The 16,226-nt window shown below is 60.9% G+C and carries 12 protein-coding genes; 4 read left to right on the top strand and 8 right to left on the bottom strand.

Annotation, left to right across the window (positions count from 1 at the left end):
- Window positions 1–19: 19 nt before the first annotated feature.
- Window positions 20–766 carry an NRDE family protein gene (locus QRN48_RS09685; protein ID WP_285350271.1) on the bottom strand — a complete coding sequence of 249 codons (747 nt, stop codon included), beginning with the start codon at window positions 764–766 and terminating at the stop codon, window positions 20–22.
- Between the two features lie 266 nt (window positions 767–1,032).
- Between QRN48_RS09685 and lgt the strand changes: the two genes are divergently transcribed.
- From lgt to QRN48_RS09670, 3 genes are all read left to right on the top strand, one after another.
- The gene (gene lgt / locus QRN48_RS09680; RefSeq protein WP_037016162.1) at window positions 1,033–1,845 is read left to right on the top strand and encodes a prolipoprotein diacylglyceryl transferase; all 813 of its coding nucleotides are present in this window, start codon (window positions 1,033–1,035) and stop codon (window positions 1,843–1,845) included.
- 66 nt (window positions 1,846–1,911) lie between these two features.
- Complete coding sequence (locus QRN48_RS09675; protein WP_037016160.1) at window positions 1,912–2,745, top strand: thymidylate synthase; 834 nt, start codon at window positions 1,912–1,914, stop codon at window positions 2,743–2,745.
- Window positions 2,746–2,949: 204 nt separating this feature from the next.
- On the top strand, window positions 2,950–4,398 hold the full coding sequence (locus QRN48_RS09670) for a catalase (protein WP_037016158.1): 1,449 nt from the start codon (window positions 2,950–2,952) through the stop codon (window positions 4,396–4,398).
- Between the two features lie 265 nt (window positions 4,399–4,663).
- On the opposite strand, the gene cadR is transcribed toward QRN48_RS09670, so the two are convergent.
- Window positions 4,664–5,122 (bottom strand): Cd(II)/Pb(II)-responsive transcriptional regulator, encoded by a 459-nt coding sequence (gene cadR, locus QRN48_RS09665; protein WP_285350268.1) that lies wholly within the window; start codon window positions 5,120–5,122, stop codon window positions 4,664–4,666.
- 84 nt (window positions 5,123–5,206) lie between these two features.
- On the opposite strand from cadR, the gene QRN48_RS09660 reads away from it, so the two are divergent.
- Window positions 5,207–7,531: a heavy metal translocating P-type ATPase gene (locus QRN48_RS09660; RefSeq protein ID WP_285350267.1), complete on the top strand. Its 2,325-nt coding sequence runs from the start codon at window positions 5,207–5,209 to the stop codon at window positions 7,529–7,531.
- Between the two features lie 888 nt (window positions 7,532–8,419).
- Here QRN48_RS09660 and hutG read toward each other — a convergent pair.
- From hutG to QRN48_RS09630, 6 genes are all read right to left on the bottom strand, one after another.
- Window positions 8,420–9,223, bottom strand: a complete 804-nt coding sequence (gene hutG / locus QRN48_RS09655; RefSeq protein ID WP_285350266.1) for an N-formylglutamate deformylase — start codon at window positions 9,221–9,223, stop codon at window positions 8,420–8,422.
- 13 nt (window positions 9,224–9,236) lie between these two features.
- Complete coding sequence (hutI, locus tag QRN48_RS09650) at window positions 9,237–10,442, bottom strand: imidazolonepropionase (RefSeq protein ID WP_285350265.1); 1,206 nt, start codon at window positions 10,440–10,442, stop codon at window positions 9,237–9,239.
- Between the two features lie 140 nt (window positions 10,443–10,582).
- On the bottom strand, window positions 10,583–11,977 hold the full coding sequence (locus QRN48_RS09645; RefSeq protein WP_285350262.1) for an L-histidine transporter HutT: 1,395 nt from the start codon (window positions 11,975–11,977) through the stop codon (window positions 10,583–10,585).
- 185 nt (window positions 11,978–12,162) lie between these two features.
- Window positions 12,163–13,713, bottom strand: coding sequence for a histidine ammonia-lyase (hutH, locus tag QRN48_RS09640; RefSeq protein WP_502944589.1), 1,551 nt, complete (start codon window positions 13,711–13,713; stop codon window positions 12,163–12,165).
- Window positions 13,710–15,362, bottom strand: coding sequence for a histidine ammonia-lyase (hutH, locus tag QRN48_RS09635; RefSeq protein ID WP_285350261.1), 1,653 nt, complete (start codon window positions 15,360–15,362; stop codon window positions 13,710–13,712). The genes hutH (QRN48_RS09640) and hutH (QRN48_RS09635) overlap by 4 nt, the downstream gene beginning before the upstream one ends.
- Before the next feature lie 13 nt (window positions 15,363–15,375).
- Window positions 15,376–16,218, bottom strand: a complete 843-nt coding sequence (locus tag QRN48_RS09630; RefSeq protein ID WP_081955433.1) for a quaternary amine ABC transporter ATP-binding protein — start codon at window positions 16,216–16,218, stop codon at window positions 15,376–15,378.
- Window positions 16,219–16,226 lie beyond the last annotated feature (8 nt).

The following is a 16,226-nucleotide window of genomic DNA, read 5'->3' as shown; positions in this document are numbered from 1 at the left end:
AGTACTTTTACAGTATCGGTTAAATCTCTAGATCCACCTCGCCCAACCTCCCGCCACACGGCCCGAAGCTGCGCTCGACCAGGCGTCGGCTGCCGTCGGCATTTGCCACCAATACCGTACTTGCCCGTGTGCCGTAATTGGGGCTGGCGATAAATACGCTCGACAACAACTTCTCCGTCGCAATACCCACACCCGTGCTGGGCAGTTCGGCTTCTGGCGCTGGAGCGCCGTCTTCAAGCAGATCGAACAACCTTTCCGGCCGTGGATCTTGTAACTGCGCGGACAGTGCCGCTTTGGCCTTGACCAACTTCGGCCATGGCGTATCCAGCCCTGCGTTGGAAACGCCGTACAGCCCCGGCGCCAGGCGGCGAGGTTCGGGGTCGCCTGAGTGGAGGAAATGCAGTTGCTCATGATCCCCTACGATCAGGTTGAATCCGCTGTACTCCGATGATTGCCCCGCGACATCCTGCAAATACGCCTCGACAGACACATCACTGGTTAAAAAACGAGCAACCAGTTCCCCCCGTGAGCGCCGACCACGCGGCTTGCCGGGCTCACGAATATTGGTCAGCGCGGCGAAACGTCCGTTGGCGTTGATGCCCAGCCAGGTCCCGCCCGCTTCCAGATCCCGCCCTGCGTACACCTCTGGCGCATCTTCCCACTGCGCCAATGGCAGCGTCGGGCGCGCGTAAAACTCGTCGCGATTGGCCGCCAGAATAAAAGGTTGAGCCTGCGATGGCCGCCAGGCAAACACGATAAGGCACATGGATGGCTCCTTTTTGCGCCACTTTACCCACCCTGCCGGCCGACATCCATCGCGCGCCGCTAGAGCGGATCGGCGCGGTCCGGTAACATGCCGCACTGCTTTTTTGGGATGCCCGGTGAGAAGCTGTGGTGACATCACCGGCGTGCAGCGTCCCCATCGAGGTCGCCGCTGCAAAGATTTCATGATTATTGGGTGGCACGGCCTGCACCGCCGCCGCATAGTTCTGCTTCGTCGCTCAATGAGCGCTTCTATTTCAAGGAGTCGCAATGCTGCCTTACCCGCAGATTGACCCGGTAGCCGTGGCCATCGGTCCGCTGCAAATTCATTGGTACGGCCTGATGTATCTGGTCGGTATCGGCAGTGCCTGGTACCTGGCCTCCCGTCGCTTGAACCGCTTTGATCCGACCTGGACCAAGGAAAAGCTCTCGGACATGATCTTTTGGGTGGCCATGGGCGTTATCGTCGGCGGGCGACTCGGTTACGTGTTGTTTTACGACCTGCCCAACTACATCGCCAATCCGCTGCTCATCTTTGAGGTGTGGAAGGGCGGGATGGCGTTCCACGGCGGCTTTATTGGCGTGATGATCGCGACGTACTGGTTCGGCAAACGCAACGGCAAGTCGTTCTTCCAGCTCATGGACTTTATCGCGCCGCTGGTGCCGATTGGTCTGGGCGCCGGGCGTATCGGCAATTTCATCAACGCCGAGCTTTGGGGCAAACCCACTGATCTGCCCTGGGCCATGGTGTTCCCGCCTTACAGCGATCCCGCGCAGTTGGCGCGCCACCCGTCACAGCTCTATCAGTTCGCGCTTGAAGGCGTGGCGTTGTTCGCGATTCTGTATTTCTATTCCCGCAAGCCGCGTCCGACCATGGCGGTGTCCGGCATGTTCGCGCTGTTCTACGGCATCTTCCGCTTTGTGGTGGAGTTCGTTCGCGTGCCGGACGCGCAGCTTGGTTATCTCGCCTGGGGCTGGGTCACCATGGGGCAGATCCTCAGCCTGCCGATGATCATTGGCGGTCTGGTGCTGATCTGGCTCGCTTATCACCGCGCGCCCGCTGCCAACAACGCTGCAGCTTGACGCCACCCATGCTGAACGCCGGGCCCCGAGGTCCGGTGGATTCACCGAAACAGAGGACCTTTGGTCATGAAGCAATACCTTGAGCTGTTACAGGACGTGATCGACAACGGCACCCGCAAGGGCGACCGTACCGGCACCGGTACCACGGCGGTGTTTGGTCGTCAGATCCGCCATAACCTGGCCAACGGCTTCCCGCTGCTGACTACCAAAAAGCTGCACTTCAAGAGCATCGCCAACGAGCTGATCTGGATGCTCAGCGGCAACACCAATACCAAATGGCTCAACGAAAACGGCGTGACCATCTGGGACGAGTGGGCCACCGAAGACGGCGACCTGGGCCCGGTATATGGTGCCCAATGGACAGGCTGGCCCACCAAGGATGGCGGCAAGATCAACCAGATCGACTACATGGTCGATTGCCTGAAGAACAACCCCAACAGTCGCCGTATCCTGTTCCATGGCTGGAATACCGAATACCTGCCGGACGAGAAGCTGTCCCCGCAGGAGAACGTCAAGGCCGGGCGCCAGGCGCTCGCGGTGTGTCATCTGCTGTATCAGGCGTTTGTCGCGGACGGTAAGCTGTCGATGCAGCTGTATATTCGCAGCTCTGACGTGTTCCTCGGCTTGCCGTACAACATCGCCGCACTGGCGTTGCTGACCCACATGCTGGCGCAGCAGTGCGATCTGATCCCCCACGAGATCATCGTCAGCCTGGGTGACACCCACGCGTACTCCAATCACGAAGAACAGATCGCCACGCAGCTGACGCGTACCCCAAGACAGCTCCCGCAGTTGAACATCAAGCGCCGCCCGGACAGCATCTACGATTACCGTTTCGAAGATTTCGAAATCGTAGGCTACGACGCTGATCCAAGTATCAAGGCGCCCGTCGCGGTTTGATGGCGGCACCCGTTTCGGTGGGCTCACCGCCCATCATGGGTGCGGGCTATCGATCAATCGCTAGTCGATTGAAAACCTCTATTCCCTCAGTGCGCAGTGACAATGAGCTTAAGCGCGCTGATATCTCTATCTTTCTCCCCATCGGACAGCCAACGGTCGGCCTCATCAAGGTCGCCCGAGACAGAACTTTGTGGAGTAGCACGCATGAGCAACAAACTGACGACCGCTTTCGGCGCCCCTGTAGTCGATAACCAGAACATCCAGACAGCCGGCCCGCATGGCCCCGCGCTGCTGCAAGACGTCTGGTTCCTCGAAAAGCTTGCGCATTTCGATCGTGAGGTCATCCCGGAGCGTCGCATGCACGCCAAAGGTTCTGGCGCATTTGGCACCTTCACGGTTACCCACGACATCACCCGTTATACCCGCGCCAAGCTCTTCTCCGAGATTGGCAAAACCACTGAAATGTTTGCCCGGTTCTCCACCGTTGCCGGTGAGCGCGGCGCTGCCGACGCCGAACGTGACATTCGCGGTTTCGCGCTCAAGTTTTACACCGAGGAAGGCAACTGGGACATGGTCGGCAACAACACGCCGGTATTTTTCTTGCGCGACCCGCTGAAGTTTCCCGACCTGAATCACGCGGTCAAACGCGATCCGCGCACCGGTATGCGCAGCGCTGAAAACAATTGGGACTTCTGGACCCAGTTGCCTGAAGCGCTGCACCAGGTAACCGTTGTCATGAGCGAGCGTGGCATCCCGCGTAGCTACCGTGAGATGCACGGGTTCGGCAGCCATACCTACAGCTTCCTGAATGCGCAGCACGAGCGTTTCTGGGTCAAGTTCCACTTCGTTTCGCAGCAGGGCATCGCCAACCTGACCGACGCGGAAGCGCAGGATCTGGTGGGTCGTGATCGTGAGTCGCATCACCGCGATCTGTACGAAAACATCGAGCAGGGCAACTTCCCACGCTGGAAGCTGTTCGTGCAAATCATGCCGGAGAAAGAAGCGGGCTCGTACCCCATCAACCCGTTCGACCTGACCAAGGTCTGGCCAAAAGGCGACTACCCGCTGATCGAAGTCGGCGTTGTGGAACTGAACCGCAACCCGGAGAACAACTTCGCCGACGTCGAGCAGGCAGCATTTGCCCCGTCCAACGTGGTACCCGGCATCAGTTTCTCGCCCGACAAGATGCTTCAGGGGCGTCTGTTTTCCTACGGCGATGCCCAGCGCTATCGCCTGAGCGTCAACCATCATCAGATTCCGGTGAACTCGCCACGCGCTGCGCTGCACGTGAACAGCTACCATCGGGACGGGCTGATGCGCATCGACGGTAACCGCGGCGGCATGACGTCCTACGAACCGAACACCAAGGGTGCGTTTCAGGAGCAACCGGACTTCAGAGAGCCGCCACTGTCCATTGAAGGTGCGGCAGGTCACTGGAACCACCGGGTTGACGGCGATTACTATTCGCAGCCGGGCAATCTGTTCCGTTTGATGAACGCGCGTGAAAAGCAGTCGCTGTTCGACAACACCGCCCGCTCTCTGCGTGGTGTGTCAGCGCCGATCATCCAGCTGCACATCGAGCACTGCTCGATGGCTGATCCTGAATACGGGATTGGCGTGGCGGCGGCGGTTGAGCGTATTCACAACGCTTGATGCTGGCTGAATGCAAAGCCCCCGGCTGAAGAGGCCGGGGGCTTTTTTATGGGCGCGGTTTAATGCGGTTGCAGGCTGAACCAGGGTCATTGCACGGCTCGGTGTCGTACATAAATTTCGTAGGAGCCGGCTTGCTGGCGAACGCGATTAGCCTGAAACGGGGATGTCGCCTGACACAATGGGTTCGCCAGCAAGCCGGCTCCTACAGACCCAGTCGGACGCAGCATCCGTGAGCAGAAGGGATCAGGACGGCCGCGGCATCCGGTCAATGCCCGTGGCTACGGCCTACGTGGGAGTGCTCGACATCTGCCGCGACGACGCTTCCGCTGATTTCCAGTCGATCAAGAATCCCGCAATGGTCCGGCGCGCCTTCGCTGCAGCGTTGGCGCAAGTCCACCAATTGCTGCTGCAGGGCTTGCAGGCTCGCCACTCGTGCGTTCACGTGCCGGATGTGCTCATCGATCAAGGCGTTGACGTTTTCGCACTGATCCTGCGGGCTGTCGCGCAACGCCAACAGGCTGCGGATCTCGTCCAACGTCATGTCCAGGCTGCGGCAGTTGCGGATGAAAGTCAGCCGCTCTACGTGTTCCTGGGTGTATAGCCGGTAGTTGCCATCACTGCGCGCGGGTTCGCTGAGCAAACCCTCGCGCTCGTAGTACCGGATGGTTTCCACCGGACAATCGGTGAGTTTTGCCAGTTCGCCGATTTTGAATGAAGGGTTCATGCGCAAAGTTCTCAACGGGAGGCTTGACCCTATAGTGGCTACAGGGTGTTCACTTGGCAACACGCACACCTAGAGACTCAACCCATGAGTGACTCTGCACACAAATCTTCCACGCAAAAAAAATCTGCCCACGATACTCACAATCATCACGAGCACGAGCACGAGCACGAGCACGCCGCTCACGAACACGCTGGTCATGACCACGGGCAATCAAGACTCACGCCGGTGCAGAAACACGACCACGCTGCCCACGCTTGCTGCTCTCACGACAGCGCGCCCGCCGTCGTAACCATCGATGGTGCGTCAGGCGCCGAGGGTCAGCTCAGCAGTTTCCGCATTGAAGCCATGGATTGCCCTACCGAGCAGACACTAATCCAGAACAAGCTCGGCAAGATGAAGGGCATCCAGAAGCTCGAATTCAACCTCATCAACCGCGTGCTGGGCGTGTGGCATGAGCTGCCGTCGACCGACCCTATCCGCGACGCCATTGGCGCGCTGGGCATGCAGGCCGACCTGATCGAGGAAGGTACGGACAGGGAAACCGCTTCACTGCCGCCAGCCAACAAACCCTGGTGGCCGCTGGCGCTGTCGGGCGTTGCGGCGTTGGCCGCTGAAGTCATCCACTTCACTGAAGCGGCACCGACGTGGGTGGTTGCCATTGTCGCGCTGATTGCCATTTTCAGCGGAGGCCTTACCACTTACAAAAAGGGCTGGATTGCCCTGAAGAACTTCAATCTCAACATCAACGCCCTGATGAGCATCGCTGTCACCGGTGCGGTGCTGATCGGGCAATGGCCGGAAGCTGCCATGGTGATGTTTCTGTTCACCGTCGCCGAGTTGATCGAGGCCAAATCGCTGGACCGCGCCCGAAACGCCATCGGTGGTCTGATGCAGCTGACCCCGGAAACTGCGACAGTGCAGCAAAATGGCGAGTGGCTCGAGCTTGACGTGAAAAACGTCGTGTTGGGCAGCGTCGTCCGCGTCAAGCCGGGCGAGCGCATCGGCCTGGACGGTGAAGTGGTGGCGGGGCAGTCGTCCATTGATCAGGCACCCATCACTGGCGAAAGCTTGCCGGTGGAGAAGACCGTGGGCGACAAGGTCTTCGCCGGAACGATCAACCAGGCCGGCTCGCTGGACTACAAAGTGACTGCCGCAGCCGGCAACTCGACGCTGGCGCGAATCATCCATGCCGTCGAAGCAGCGCAGGGCGCGCGAGCCCCCACACAGCGATTCGTCGACCGTTTCTCCAAGGTCTATACGCCTGCAGTGTTCGCTTTGGCACTGGCGATCGCAATCATCCCGCCGCTGTTCATGGGCGCAGTGTGGTTCGACTGGATCTACCGCGCGTTGGTGCTGTTGGTGGTCGCATGCCCGTGTGCTTTGGTGATTTCGACGCCAGTGACCATTGTCAGCGGGCTCGCAGCGGCGGCGCGCAAAGGGATTTTGGTCAAGGGTGGCGTCTATCTGGAAATGGGGCACAGGCTCGATTATCTGGCCCTCGACAAAACCGGGACCCTAACCCATGGCAAGCCGGTGCAGACCGACTATGTGTTGCTTGACCCGTCTCTGGGTGAGCAAGCAGTGGCGATTTCCGCGAGCCTGGCCGGCCGCTCGGATCATCCGGTGTCTCAAGCGATTGCCAAGGCGGCGCAAGATGGCGCCCCGTTGCCGGTGGAAGCGTTCGAGGCCCTTGCGGGTCTTGGCGTGAAGGGCGAGGTGCAGGGGCGCGTGTACCACTTGGGCAATCATCGTCTGGTGCATGAGGCCGGGTATTGTTCGCCGCAGCTCGAAGCGCAGCTTGAAGCGCTGGAGAGCGAGGGCAAAACCGTGGTGCTGCTGTTCGATGCTTCAGGACCTCTAGCCTTGTTTGCGGTTGCCGATACGGTCCAGGACAGCAGCCGTGAAGCCATCTCGCAGCTGCACGCCCTGGGCGTGAAGACGATGATGCTGACGGGCGATAACCCGCACACCGCCAAAGCGATCGCGGCCCAAGTGGGCATAGATCAGGCGCAGGGCAATCTGCTGCCCACTGACAAGCTGCAGGCCATCGAAGCCTTGTACGCGCAGAACCATCGGGTGGGCATGGTCGGCGACGGCATCAACGACGCACCGGCGCTGGCCCGGGCCGAGATCGGTTTTGCCATGGCGGCAGCGGGTACGGACACCGCCATCGAAACCGCTGATGTGGCGCTGATGGACGATGATCTGCGCAAGATTCCTGCGTTCATTCGCCTCTCGCGCGACACTGCTGCAGTGCTCAAGCAGAACATCGCGCTGGCGCTGGTGATCAAGGTTATCTTTCTGGGCATTACCTTCGCCGGCATGGCCACCATGTGGATGGCCGTGTTCGCCGACATGGGCGTGAGCCTGCTGGTGGTGTTCAACGGGCTGCGGTTGTTGAAGAAGTAGCCCTAGGTCTGGCTGAGCCCCACGCTCCGCGAGGTACGCACTCATTGAGTATCCGGATGCTGCAAACAACCGTAGGAGCCGGCGTGCTGGGGAAGGCATTGGGTCAGTCACATGTTTGGTCGACTGACACACCGTATTCGCGGGCAAGCGCGCTCCTACACCGGCTCAGCGTCGGGTGAAGGATTGATGTCAGGCATCACATACGAGGATGACGGAGCAAGGTTGGCGGATGACGGATCAAGGTTGACCGCTGTCTGTAAGAGCCGGCCTGCTGGCGGATGCTTCGGGTCAGTCACCTGTTTTGTCGACTGACACACCGTATTCGCGGGCAAGCGCGCTCCTACACCGGCTCAGCTTCGGGTGAAGGATTGATGTCAGGCACCACATACGGCGGATGACGGGTCAGGTTGGCGGATGACGGATCAAGGTTGACCGCTGTCTGTAAGAGCCGGCTTGCTGGCGAAGGCATTGGGTCAGTCACTGCTTTGTCGACTGACACACCGTATTCGCGGGCAAGCGCGCTCCTACACCGGCTCAGCGTCGGGTGAAGGATTGATGTCAGGCATCACATACGAGGATGACGGAGCAAGGTTGGCGGATGACGGATCAAGGTTGACCGCTGTCTGTAGGAGCTGGCTTGCTGGCGAATGCGTCGGGTCAGTCACCTGTTTTGTCGACCGATCCACTGTGTTCGCCAGCAAGCCGGCTCCTACAATTCGATTCCCAACCCAAGTCCCAACCCAAGTCCCAAGCCCAAGCCCAAGCCCAAGCCCAAGCCGAAGCCGAAGCCGAAGCTCAAGCCGAAGCCCCGACTCTCCTTGATGATCGTGCCCACGCTCTGCGTGGGCACGCGGCTGGTGGGCGCTCCGCGTCCTTTGACGCGCCAGGCTACTTCCCGTACTTCTCCCGTCCCCACGCGATCATCTCGTGCAGCAAAGTCTTCAATACCTCCCGCGTCGGCTCGGCTAGGTCGGGGCGATAGTGGAAAGGCACGAACTCGTCCATGTAGGTGCTCTGGGCCAGCTCCAGTTGCACGGCATGGACATGGTTAGCCGGGTCGCCGTAGTGACGGGTGATATGGCCGCCCTTGAAGCGACCGTTCAGGACATGGCTGTACTGCTTGGCGGCGGCGCAGGTCGCATCGAGACGCTGGGCCAGCGCTTCATCACAGCTGGCGCCATTGAAGGTGCCAAGGTTGAAGTCCGGCAGCCGGCCGTCGAACAAATGGGGGATGTGCCCGCGAATGGAGTGCGCGTCGAACAACAGCGCATAACCGAACTCGGCGCGCAGGCGCTCCAGCTCGTTGCGCAGCGTGTTGTGATACGGCGTCCAAATCTGCTCCAGATACGTCGCGCGTTCTTCCTTGCTCGGCGCCAAACCGTCCTTGAACAAGGGATCGCCTTCAAACAGCGTGGACGGGAACAGGCCGGTGGTGGCTCCCGCGTAAAGAGGCGTGTCGTCGGAAGGGCGATTGAGGTCGATCACGTACCGCGAATATTCTGCCGACAGCACGCTGGCGCCCAGGTCATCAGCGAAGTCGTACAAGCGTGGAATGTGCCAGTCGGTGTCCGGCAGGCTCACGGCTTCGTCCACCAGACCGTCACGCACGGCGGGCGTCAGGTGCTGGCCGGGGTGGGGCATGCTGATCAACAGCGGTACACGACCGCGAGTAAAACTCAGAACCTTGTCCACAGTATTCTCCTGATTAGAGGGCGCGTTCCACGCCATGACGCACGACGCGTTTATCCAGATCGCCGCCCAGCCAATAGGCCAGATCAGCGGGACGTTCAATGTTCCATGCCACGAAGTCGGCGGTTTTGCCGACCTCCAGCGAACCATGGGTATCCGCCATGCCCAGCGCTTGAGCGGCGTGAATTGTGGCGCCGGCCAAGGCCTCTTCCGGCGTCATGCGAAACAGCGTGCAGGCCATGTTCAGCATCAACCTCAGTGACAGGCCTGGCGAGGTGCCCGGGTTGAGGTCGGTGGAGATGGCAATCTTCACACCGTGTTTGCGCAGGGCGTCCATGGGCGGCAACTGCGTCTCGCGCAGGAAATAGAATGCGCCGGGCAGCAACACAGCGACCGTGCCCGCGGCGGCCATCGCGATGGCGTCTTCTTCGGTCATGAACTCCAGATGATCAGCCGACAGCGCCTGGTAGCGCGCCGCGAGGCTTGAGCCATGCAGAGAGGAGAGCTGTTCGGCATGCAGCTTGACCGGCAGGCCCAGCTGGCCCGCCGTGATGAAAACCTGCTCGACCTGGGCCGGTGAAAACGCCAGGTACTCGCAGAAGGCATCAACCGCATCCACGAGATTCTCGGCCGCAAGCGCCGGCAGCATTTCGCTGCAGATGTGGGCGATGTAGTCGTCGGCGCGGTCTTGGTATTCCGGGGGCAGGGCGTGGGCGGCCAGGCAGGTGCTGCGCACGGTGACCGGCAGATTTTCACCCAACTGGCGAATCACCCGCAGGATCTTGCGCTCGCTGACCAAGTCCAGGCCGTAGCCGGATTTCATTTCAATGGTGGTGACGCCGTCCTTGAGCAAATGCAGCAGGCGACGCTCGGCGCTGGCGTAGAGTTCTTCTTCGCTGGCGGCGCGGGTGGCGCGCACGGTGCTGGCGATGCCGCCGCCTGCAGCGGCAATCTCCGCGTAACTGACCCCTTGCAGGCGTTGCTCGAATTCACCGCTGCGGTTCCCGCCAAACACCGTGTGCGTGTGGCAATCGATCAGACCTGGCGTTACCCACGCGCCATTGAGGTCCACACGCTTGAGGTCGCGCTGCTCGGGCAGCGCATCAAGAGGCCCGATCCAGATGATCTGCGCGCCGTCGGTCACGATGGCAGCGTCTTCGATAATCGAGTAGCTGCCGTTCGCCATGGTTGCTGCGTGACAGTGGTGCCAGAGAGTTTTCATCAGTACCTCCAGAGAAAAAATCATCCTGCGTCGGGCACCGGCCGTAGGAGCCGGCTTGCTGGCGAAGCAAGTGCATCATTGAACGCAAATTCACCTGCCCCAACCCGTTCGCCAGCAAGCCGGCTCCTACAGGTTCTGCATCAGCTGTTCGACGTAGCCTTCATCAGGTTCTGCTTCGGTTTGACCCAAATCCAGTAGGCAACCACCAGCAACACGATCCATACCGCCCCGACCACCAGCGCGGCCTGGCTGTCCGGGAAGTAACCCAGCACGCCAAACACGAACACCATGAACAACGTGGCGACAATGGGGGCCACGGGCCAGAACGGCACCGGGAATTTAAGCTGTGCCACCTCTTCTGCGCTCATCGAACGGCGCATGGCAATCTGCGTGACCAGAATCATCAGCCACACCCAGACCGTTGCAAATGTCGCGATTGAAGCAATCAGCAGGAACACGTTTTCAGGGATCAGGTAATTCAGCACGACGCCGCAAAGCAGCGCGGCGCCCATCACCAGCACGGTCATCCAGGGCACGCCATGGGCAGACAGCTGCGCGAATCCTTTCGGGGCCTGACCCTGTTTCGCCAGGCCGTACATCATGCGTCCTGCGCCAAAGACATCACTGTTGATCGCCGATACGGCCGCTGTAATCACCACGATGTTGAGAAGCGTCGCAGCGGAGGAAATCCCCAAGTGGTCGAAGATCTGGACGAACGGGCTGCCTTGGCTGCCGATCTGCTGCCATGGATACAACGACATCAGCACGAAGAGGGTAAGCACGTAAAACAGCAAGATGCGCAGCGGCACGGCGTTGATGGCACGGGGAATCACGCGCTCGGGGTTGCGCGCTTCCCCGGCCGTGATGCCGATGATTTCGATGCCGCCAAAGGCGAACATCACCACGGCCAGCGAGGCGACGAGCCCACCGACGCCGTTGGGCATGAAACCGCCATAGGCCCAGAGATTGCTCACGCTGCTGACACCGCCCCCGGCCACCGAGCCAATGCCGAACAGCATGATGCCGAAGCCCGCCAGAATCATCGCGATGATGGCACCGACCTTGAGCAGCGACAGCCAGAACTCCAGCTCACCGAAGACTTTGACACTGCACAGGTTGAGTGCGCCGATCAGAAAGACGATGCCCAGCACCCAGATCCAGCGTGGAACATCGGGGAACCAGAAGCCCATGTAGATACCGAACGCCGTGACATCGGCCAGACAGACGATGATCATTTCAAAGGCGTAGGTCCAGCCGAGGACGAATCCCGCCAGTGGACCCAGATAGGTGGTTGCGTACTCGCCGAATGACCCGGACACCGGGTTGCGGACAGCCATTTCGCCAAGGGCGCGCATAACCATGTACACCGCAGCGCCAGCGATGATGTACACCAGCAAGACCGCGGGGCCGGCCAGTTTGATCGCTGACGCCGAACCGTAGAACAACCCGGTACCAATGGCCGAGCCCAGCGCCATGAAGCGAATGTGACGGGCGCTGAGCCCGCGTTTCAGATCTGTAGCGTTTTGCGATGTCATTTCACACGTTCCTAGTCTTACTTTTTGCTGCGAAATGAGTGCCTTTGTAGGAGTGAGCTTGCTCGCGATTAGGTTGTGTCAGATGGCAAATGCGTTTCTGACCCATTGCATCGCGAGCAAGCTCACTCCAACAGGGGACGATCCCCCCACTCATTTCAACGACGGGCCATCCTGGCCCGTCCCGATCAGAAACTCGGCAGCAGGTCAGCAGAAACCAGTTCGCTCAGGCAGTTGGAAGCCAGCAGCTCGGTGGCGGCTTCGATATCAGGGGCGAAAAAGCGGTCTTTCTCGTAGAAAGGCACTTTGCCGCGCAGGGTAGTGCGGGCAATTTCCAGTTTCTCGGAGGTTTTCAGACCGTTGCGCAAGTCCAGACCCTGACACGCAGCCAGCCATTCTACAGCCAGCACGCCGCGAGTGTTCTCCGCCATTTCCCACAACCGCTTGCCAGCGGCAGGTGCCATCGACACATGGTCTTCCTGGTTGGCGGAGGTCGGCAGGCTGTCGACACTGTGCGGATGGGACAACGCCTTGTTTTCACTGGCCAGCGCTGCGGCCGTGACCTGAGCAATCATAAAGCCTGAATTCACCCCGCCATTGGCCACCAGGAACGGCGGCAGCTGCGACATGTGCTTGTCCATCATTAGCGAAATGCGACGCTCGCTGAGCGAACCGATTTCGGCAATGGCCAGCGCCAGGTTGTCGGCGGCCATGGCAACCGGTTCGGCATGAAAGTTACCGCCGGAGATCACTTCGCCCTCAGCGGCAAAGACCAGCGGGTTGTCCGACACCGCGTTGGACTCGATCGCCAGCACTTCGGCGGCCTGGCGCATCTGAGTCAGGCAGGCGCCCATGACTTGGGGTTGGCAACGCAAAGAGTAGGGGTCCTGAACCTTGTCGCAGTCGCGGTGGGAATCAGACACCTGGCTGCCCTCGCCGAGCAGGTCGCGAAGGGCTGCAGCCGAATCGATCTGCCCGCGCTGGCCGCGTGCCGCATGGATGCGTGCGTCGAACGGCGCGCGCGAACCGAGCACCGCTTCTACGGTCAGCGCACCGCAGCTCAGGGCGCCGGCAAACAGGTCTTCGGCCTCAAACAGGCCGCGCAAAGCGTAAGCCGTCGAAACTTGGGTGCCGTTGAGCAGCGCCAGTCCTTCTTTGGCCGCCAGCGTCAGCGGCGTGAGCCCGGCGATCGCCAGCGCTTCGACGGCGTTCAGCCACTGGCCCTTGTGACGCGCCTTGCCTTCGCCCAATAGCACCAGCGACATATGCGCCAGCGGGGCCAGGTCGCCGGATGCGCCCACTGAGCCTTTCAGTGGAATGTGCGGATAGACCTCGGCATTGATCAGGGCAATCAGCGCGTCGATGACCTGACGACGGATCCCCGAAAAGCCGCGGCTCAGGCTGTTGACCTTGAGCACCATGATCAGGCGCACCAGCGCATCACTGATCGGCTGACCCACCCCTGCAGCGTGAGACAGCACCAGCGAGCGCTGCAGGTTTTCAAGGTCGGCGCTGGCAATGCGCGTCGAGGCGAGCAAGCCGAAGCCGGTGTTAATGCCGTAGGCAGTGCGGTTCTCGGCGAGGATTTGCTCGACGCAGGCCACGCTGTCCTCAATCTGCCGATTGGCGCTGGCGTCCAGGGTCAGCGTCACAGGTTGCTGATAGATCGCGCGCAATTGAGCCAGAGTCAGCTGGCCGGGGATCAGATTCAGCGGGGTCGCCTTTTGGGTGTTGGTCACGATGCTGCTACTCCTGAAGGGGTTTCGGTCGTCTGCACTGAACCGGCTCCTGCCTGTCCTGCGCGGGTTGCGCTTGCCCAGCGACCGTTGTTGTCGGTGTCGGTGTCGGTGTGAGCTGTCGCGTAATCGCGGCAGCACTGAAATACGGTTTCCAGTGACTCTTCGTTTTTGAGCAGGGTCACGCTGCTGGCGATGTCCGGCGCCAGCCAGCGGTCTTCGTCGTACGCCGGTACGCGCTCACGCAGCAGCCGCCACGCGGCCTCGGTGCCGACGCCGAAACGCGGGCCCTTGAAGAACTCGAACGCCTGCGCGGCCAGCAAGTACTCGATGGCGAGGATCTGCGTCACGTTTTCCAGCACCTTGTGCAGCTTCAAGGCAGCGCTGGTGCCCATGCTCAGATGATCCTCCTGCAGCCCGGAGGTCACGTAGTTGTCGATGACCGCCGGTTGTGCCAGCTGGCGGTTTTCGGCGCACAACGAGGCAGCCACGTACTGGGTGATCATCATCCCGGAGTTGACCCCCGGCTGACTGACCAGAAACGCCGGAAGACCGCTGACGGTCGGGTTGATCAGCCGGTCGAGGCGTCGCTCGGCAATCGAACCCAGCTCGGCCATGGCAATCGCCAGCAGGTCAGCCGCCATCGCCACTGACTGGCCATGGGGGTTGGCCTGGGAGACGACGCGACGCGCCTCGGGCGTGCCGAGCAGCAGCGGGTTGTCGGTGGCGGAGTTGAGCTCGATCTCGATCTGGCGCGTGGCGTGGGCCAGCTGATCGCGGGTAGCGCCGTGCACCTGCGGGATCGAGCGAATGCTCAAGGCGTCCTGAGTGCGGATGCCCTGACTGTTGGCCAACACTTCACTGCCCGCCAATAGCCCGCGCAGGTTCCTTCCAACCTGCTGCATGCCGGGGTGCGGCTTGAGCGCAATAATGGTTTCGTCGAAGGCATCCAGCTGACCGCGCAAACCCTCGAAAGTCATGGCGGCGATCACATCAGCCCACTGCATCAGGCGATTGACGTCGCCGATGGCCAAGCAGCTGAGGCCGGTCATGCACGGCGTGCCGTTGACCAGGCACAAACCGTCTTTCGCGCCGAGTTCGACTGGCGACAGGCCTTCTTCGCTGAGCGCCTGCAACGCCGACATCGTCTGCCCGCGATAACTGACCTGGCCCACGCCGAGAAGCGCTACGCCGATGTGCGCCATGTGCGTCAGATACCCCACCGAGCCCTGCGAGGGCACTTGCGGCGTGATGCGTCGATTGAGCAATGCGAGCAACGCGTCGACCACCCGGCGATGAATCCCGGACTTGCCCTGGCTGTAGTTGATGATCGCGGCGCACGTGATGGCGCGAGTCTGTTCATCCGGTAACGCCGGGCCGACGCCGCAGGCATGGCTGAGCAATGTATTGCGCGACAGTCGGCTCAGCTGTTCACCGGCCAGGGACACGTTGCACAACGCGCCTAGCCCCGTGTTCACGCCGTAGGCGCGCTCGCCGTTGGCAACAATGCTTTGCACGATCGCCTGCGCATTATCGATGCGCGCCCAGGCGGTGTCCGACAACGAAAGTATGGCGCCATGGCGGGCAACGGCCACCACATCCTGCCAACTGACCGGGCCATCGCCGATGATGATCTGCTCTGCTCGCGACATCGCCACTGCGTCCTTAAAGAGTCGCCACGCGCCGCTGCACGAAACGATCAACGTAATCGTCGGCAGGCGAGTAGAGGATTTCCTTTGGCGTCCCGACCTGAATCAGCCGGCCGTCCTTGAGGATGGCAATGCGGTTCCCGATGCGAACGGCTTCGTCCAGGTCGTGGGTGATGAAGACGATGGTTTTCTTCAGGTTCGATTGCAGCTCCAGCAACTGGTCCTGCATCTCGGCGCGAATAAGGGGGTCGAGTGCGCTGAACGCCTCGTCCATCAGGATGATGTCGGTATCGGCCGCCAGTGCGCGCGCCAGGCCAACGCGTTGGCGCATGCCGCCGGAGAGCTGGTGCGGATACTTCTTTTCGTAGCCCTGCAAACCGACCGTGGTGATCCAGTGCTGCGCGCGCTCGGCGCACTGCGCTTTGCTTTCGCCGCGAATCGTCAGGCCGTATGCCACGTTGTCGATCACGGTCTTGTGGGGCAGCAGGCCGAAGCTCTGGAAGACCATGCTGATCTTGTGCCGCCGGAAGTTGCGTAGCGCTTCCATGTCGTAGGTCAGAATGTTCTCGCCATCGACCAGAATCTCGCCGCTGGTGGGATCGATCAGGCGATTGAAGTGACGCACCAGTGTCGACTTGCCCGAGCCGGACAAACCCATGATCACGAAGATCTCGCCGCTGGAGATCGACAGCGACAGGTCGTTCACTCCGACCACACAGCCCGTCTGCGCCAGGACCTGATCCTTGCTCTGGTTGTTCTGGACCATCGTCAGCGCGTCTTTGGCGCGGTTGCCGAAGATTTTGTACACGTTCTTGACGACGATCTTGCCGTCCGTGGTTAGCGGATTCCCGGAATTCATGGTCTCTA

This window comes from Pseudomonas sp. ME-P-057 (assembly GCF_030208975.1).
GTDB classification, from domain to species: domain Bacteria; phylum Pseudomonadota; class Gammaproteobacteria; order Pseudomonadales; family Pseudomonadaceae; genus Aquipseudomonas; species Aquipseudomonas lutea.
The sequence above is the reverse complement of the archived record's forward strand: the minus strand, read 5'-3'. Positions and strand labels throughout refer to the sequence as shown.

Coding starts and splice junctions, on each gene's coding strand:
- QRN48_RS09685 (WP_285350271.1), bottom strand. CDS start 766: ATGTGCCTTATCGTGTTTGCCTGGCGGCCATCGCAGGCTCAACCTTTT.
- lgt (WP_037016162.1), top strand. CDS start 1,033: ATGCTGCCTTACCCGCAGATTGACCCGGTAGCCGTGGCCATCGGTCCG.
- QRN48_RS09675 (WP_037016160.1), top strand. CDS start 1,912: ATGAAGCAATACCTTGAGCTGTTACAGGACGTGATCGACAACGGCACC.
- QRN48_RS09670 (WP_037016158.1), top strand. CDS start 2,950: ATGAGCAACAAACTGACGACCGCTTTCGGCGCCCCTGTAGTCGATAAC.
- cadR (WP_285350268.1), bottom strand. CDS start 5,122: ATGAACCCTTCATTCAAAATCGGCGAACTGGCAAAACTCACCGATTGT.
- QRN48_RS09660 (WP_285350267.1), top strand. CDS start 5,207: ATGAGTGACTCTGCACACAAATCTTCCACGCAAAAAAAATCTGCCCAC.
- hutI (WP_285350265.1), bottom strand. CDS start 10,442: ATGAAAACTCTCTGGCACCACTGTCACGCAGCAACCATGGCGAACGGC.
- QRN48_RS09645 (WP_285350262.1), bottom strand. CDS start 11,977: ATGACATCGCAAAACGCTACAGATCTGAAACGCGGGCTCAGCGCCCGT.
- hutH (WP_285350261.1), bottom strand. CDS start 15,362: ATGTCGCGAGCAGAGCAGATCATCATCGGCGATGGCCCGGTCAGTTGG.
- QRN48_RS09630 (WP_081955433.1), bottom strand. CDS start 16,218: ATGAATTCCGGGAATCCGCTAACCACGGACGGCAAGATCGTCGTCAAG.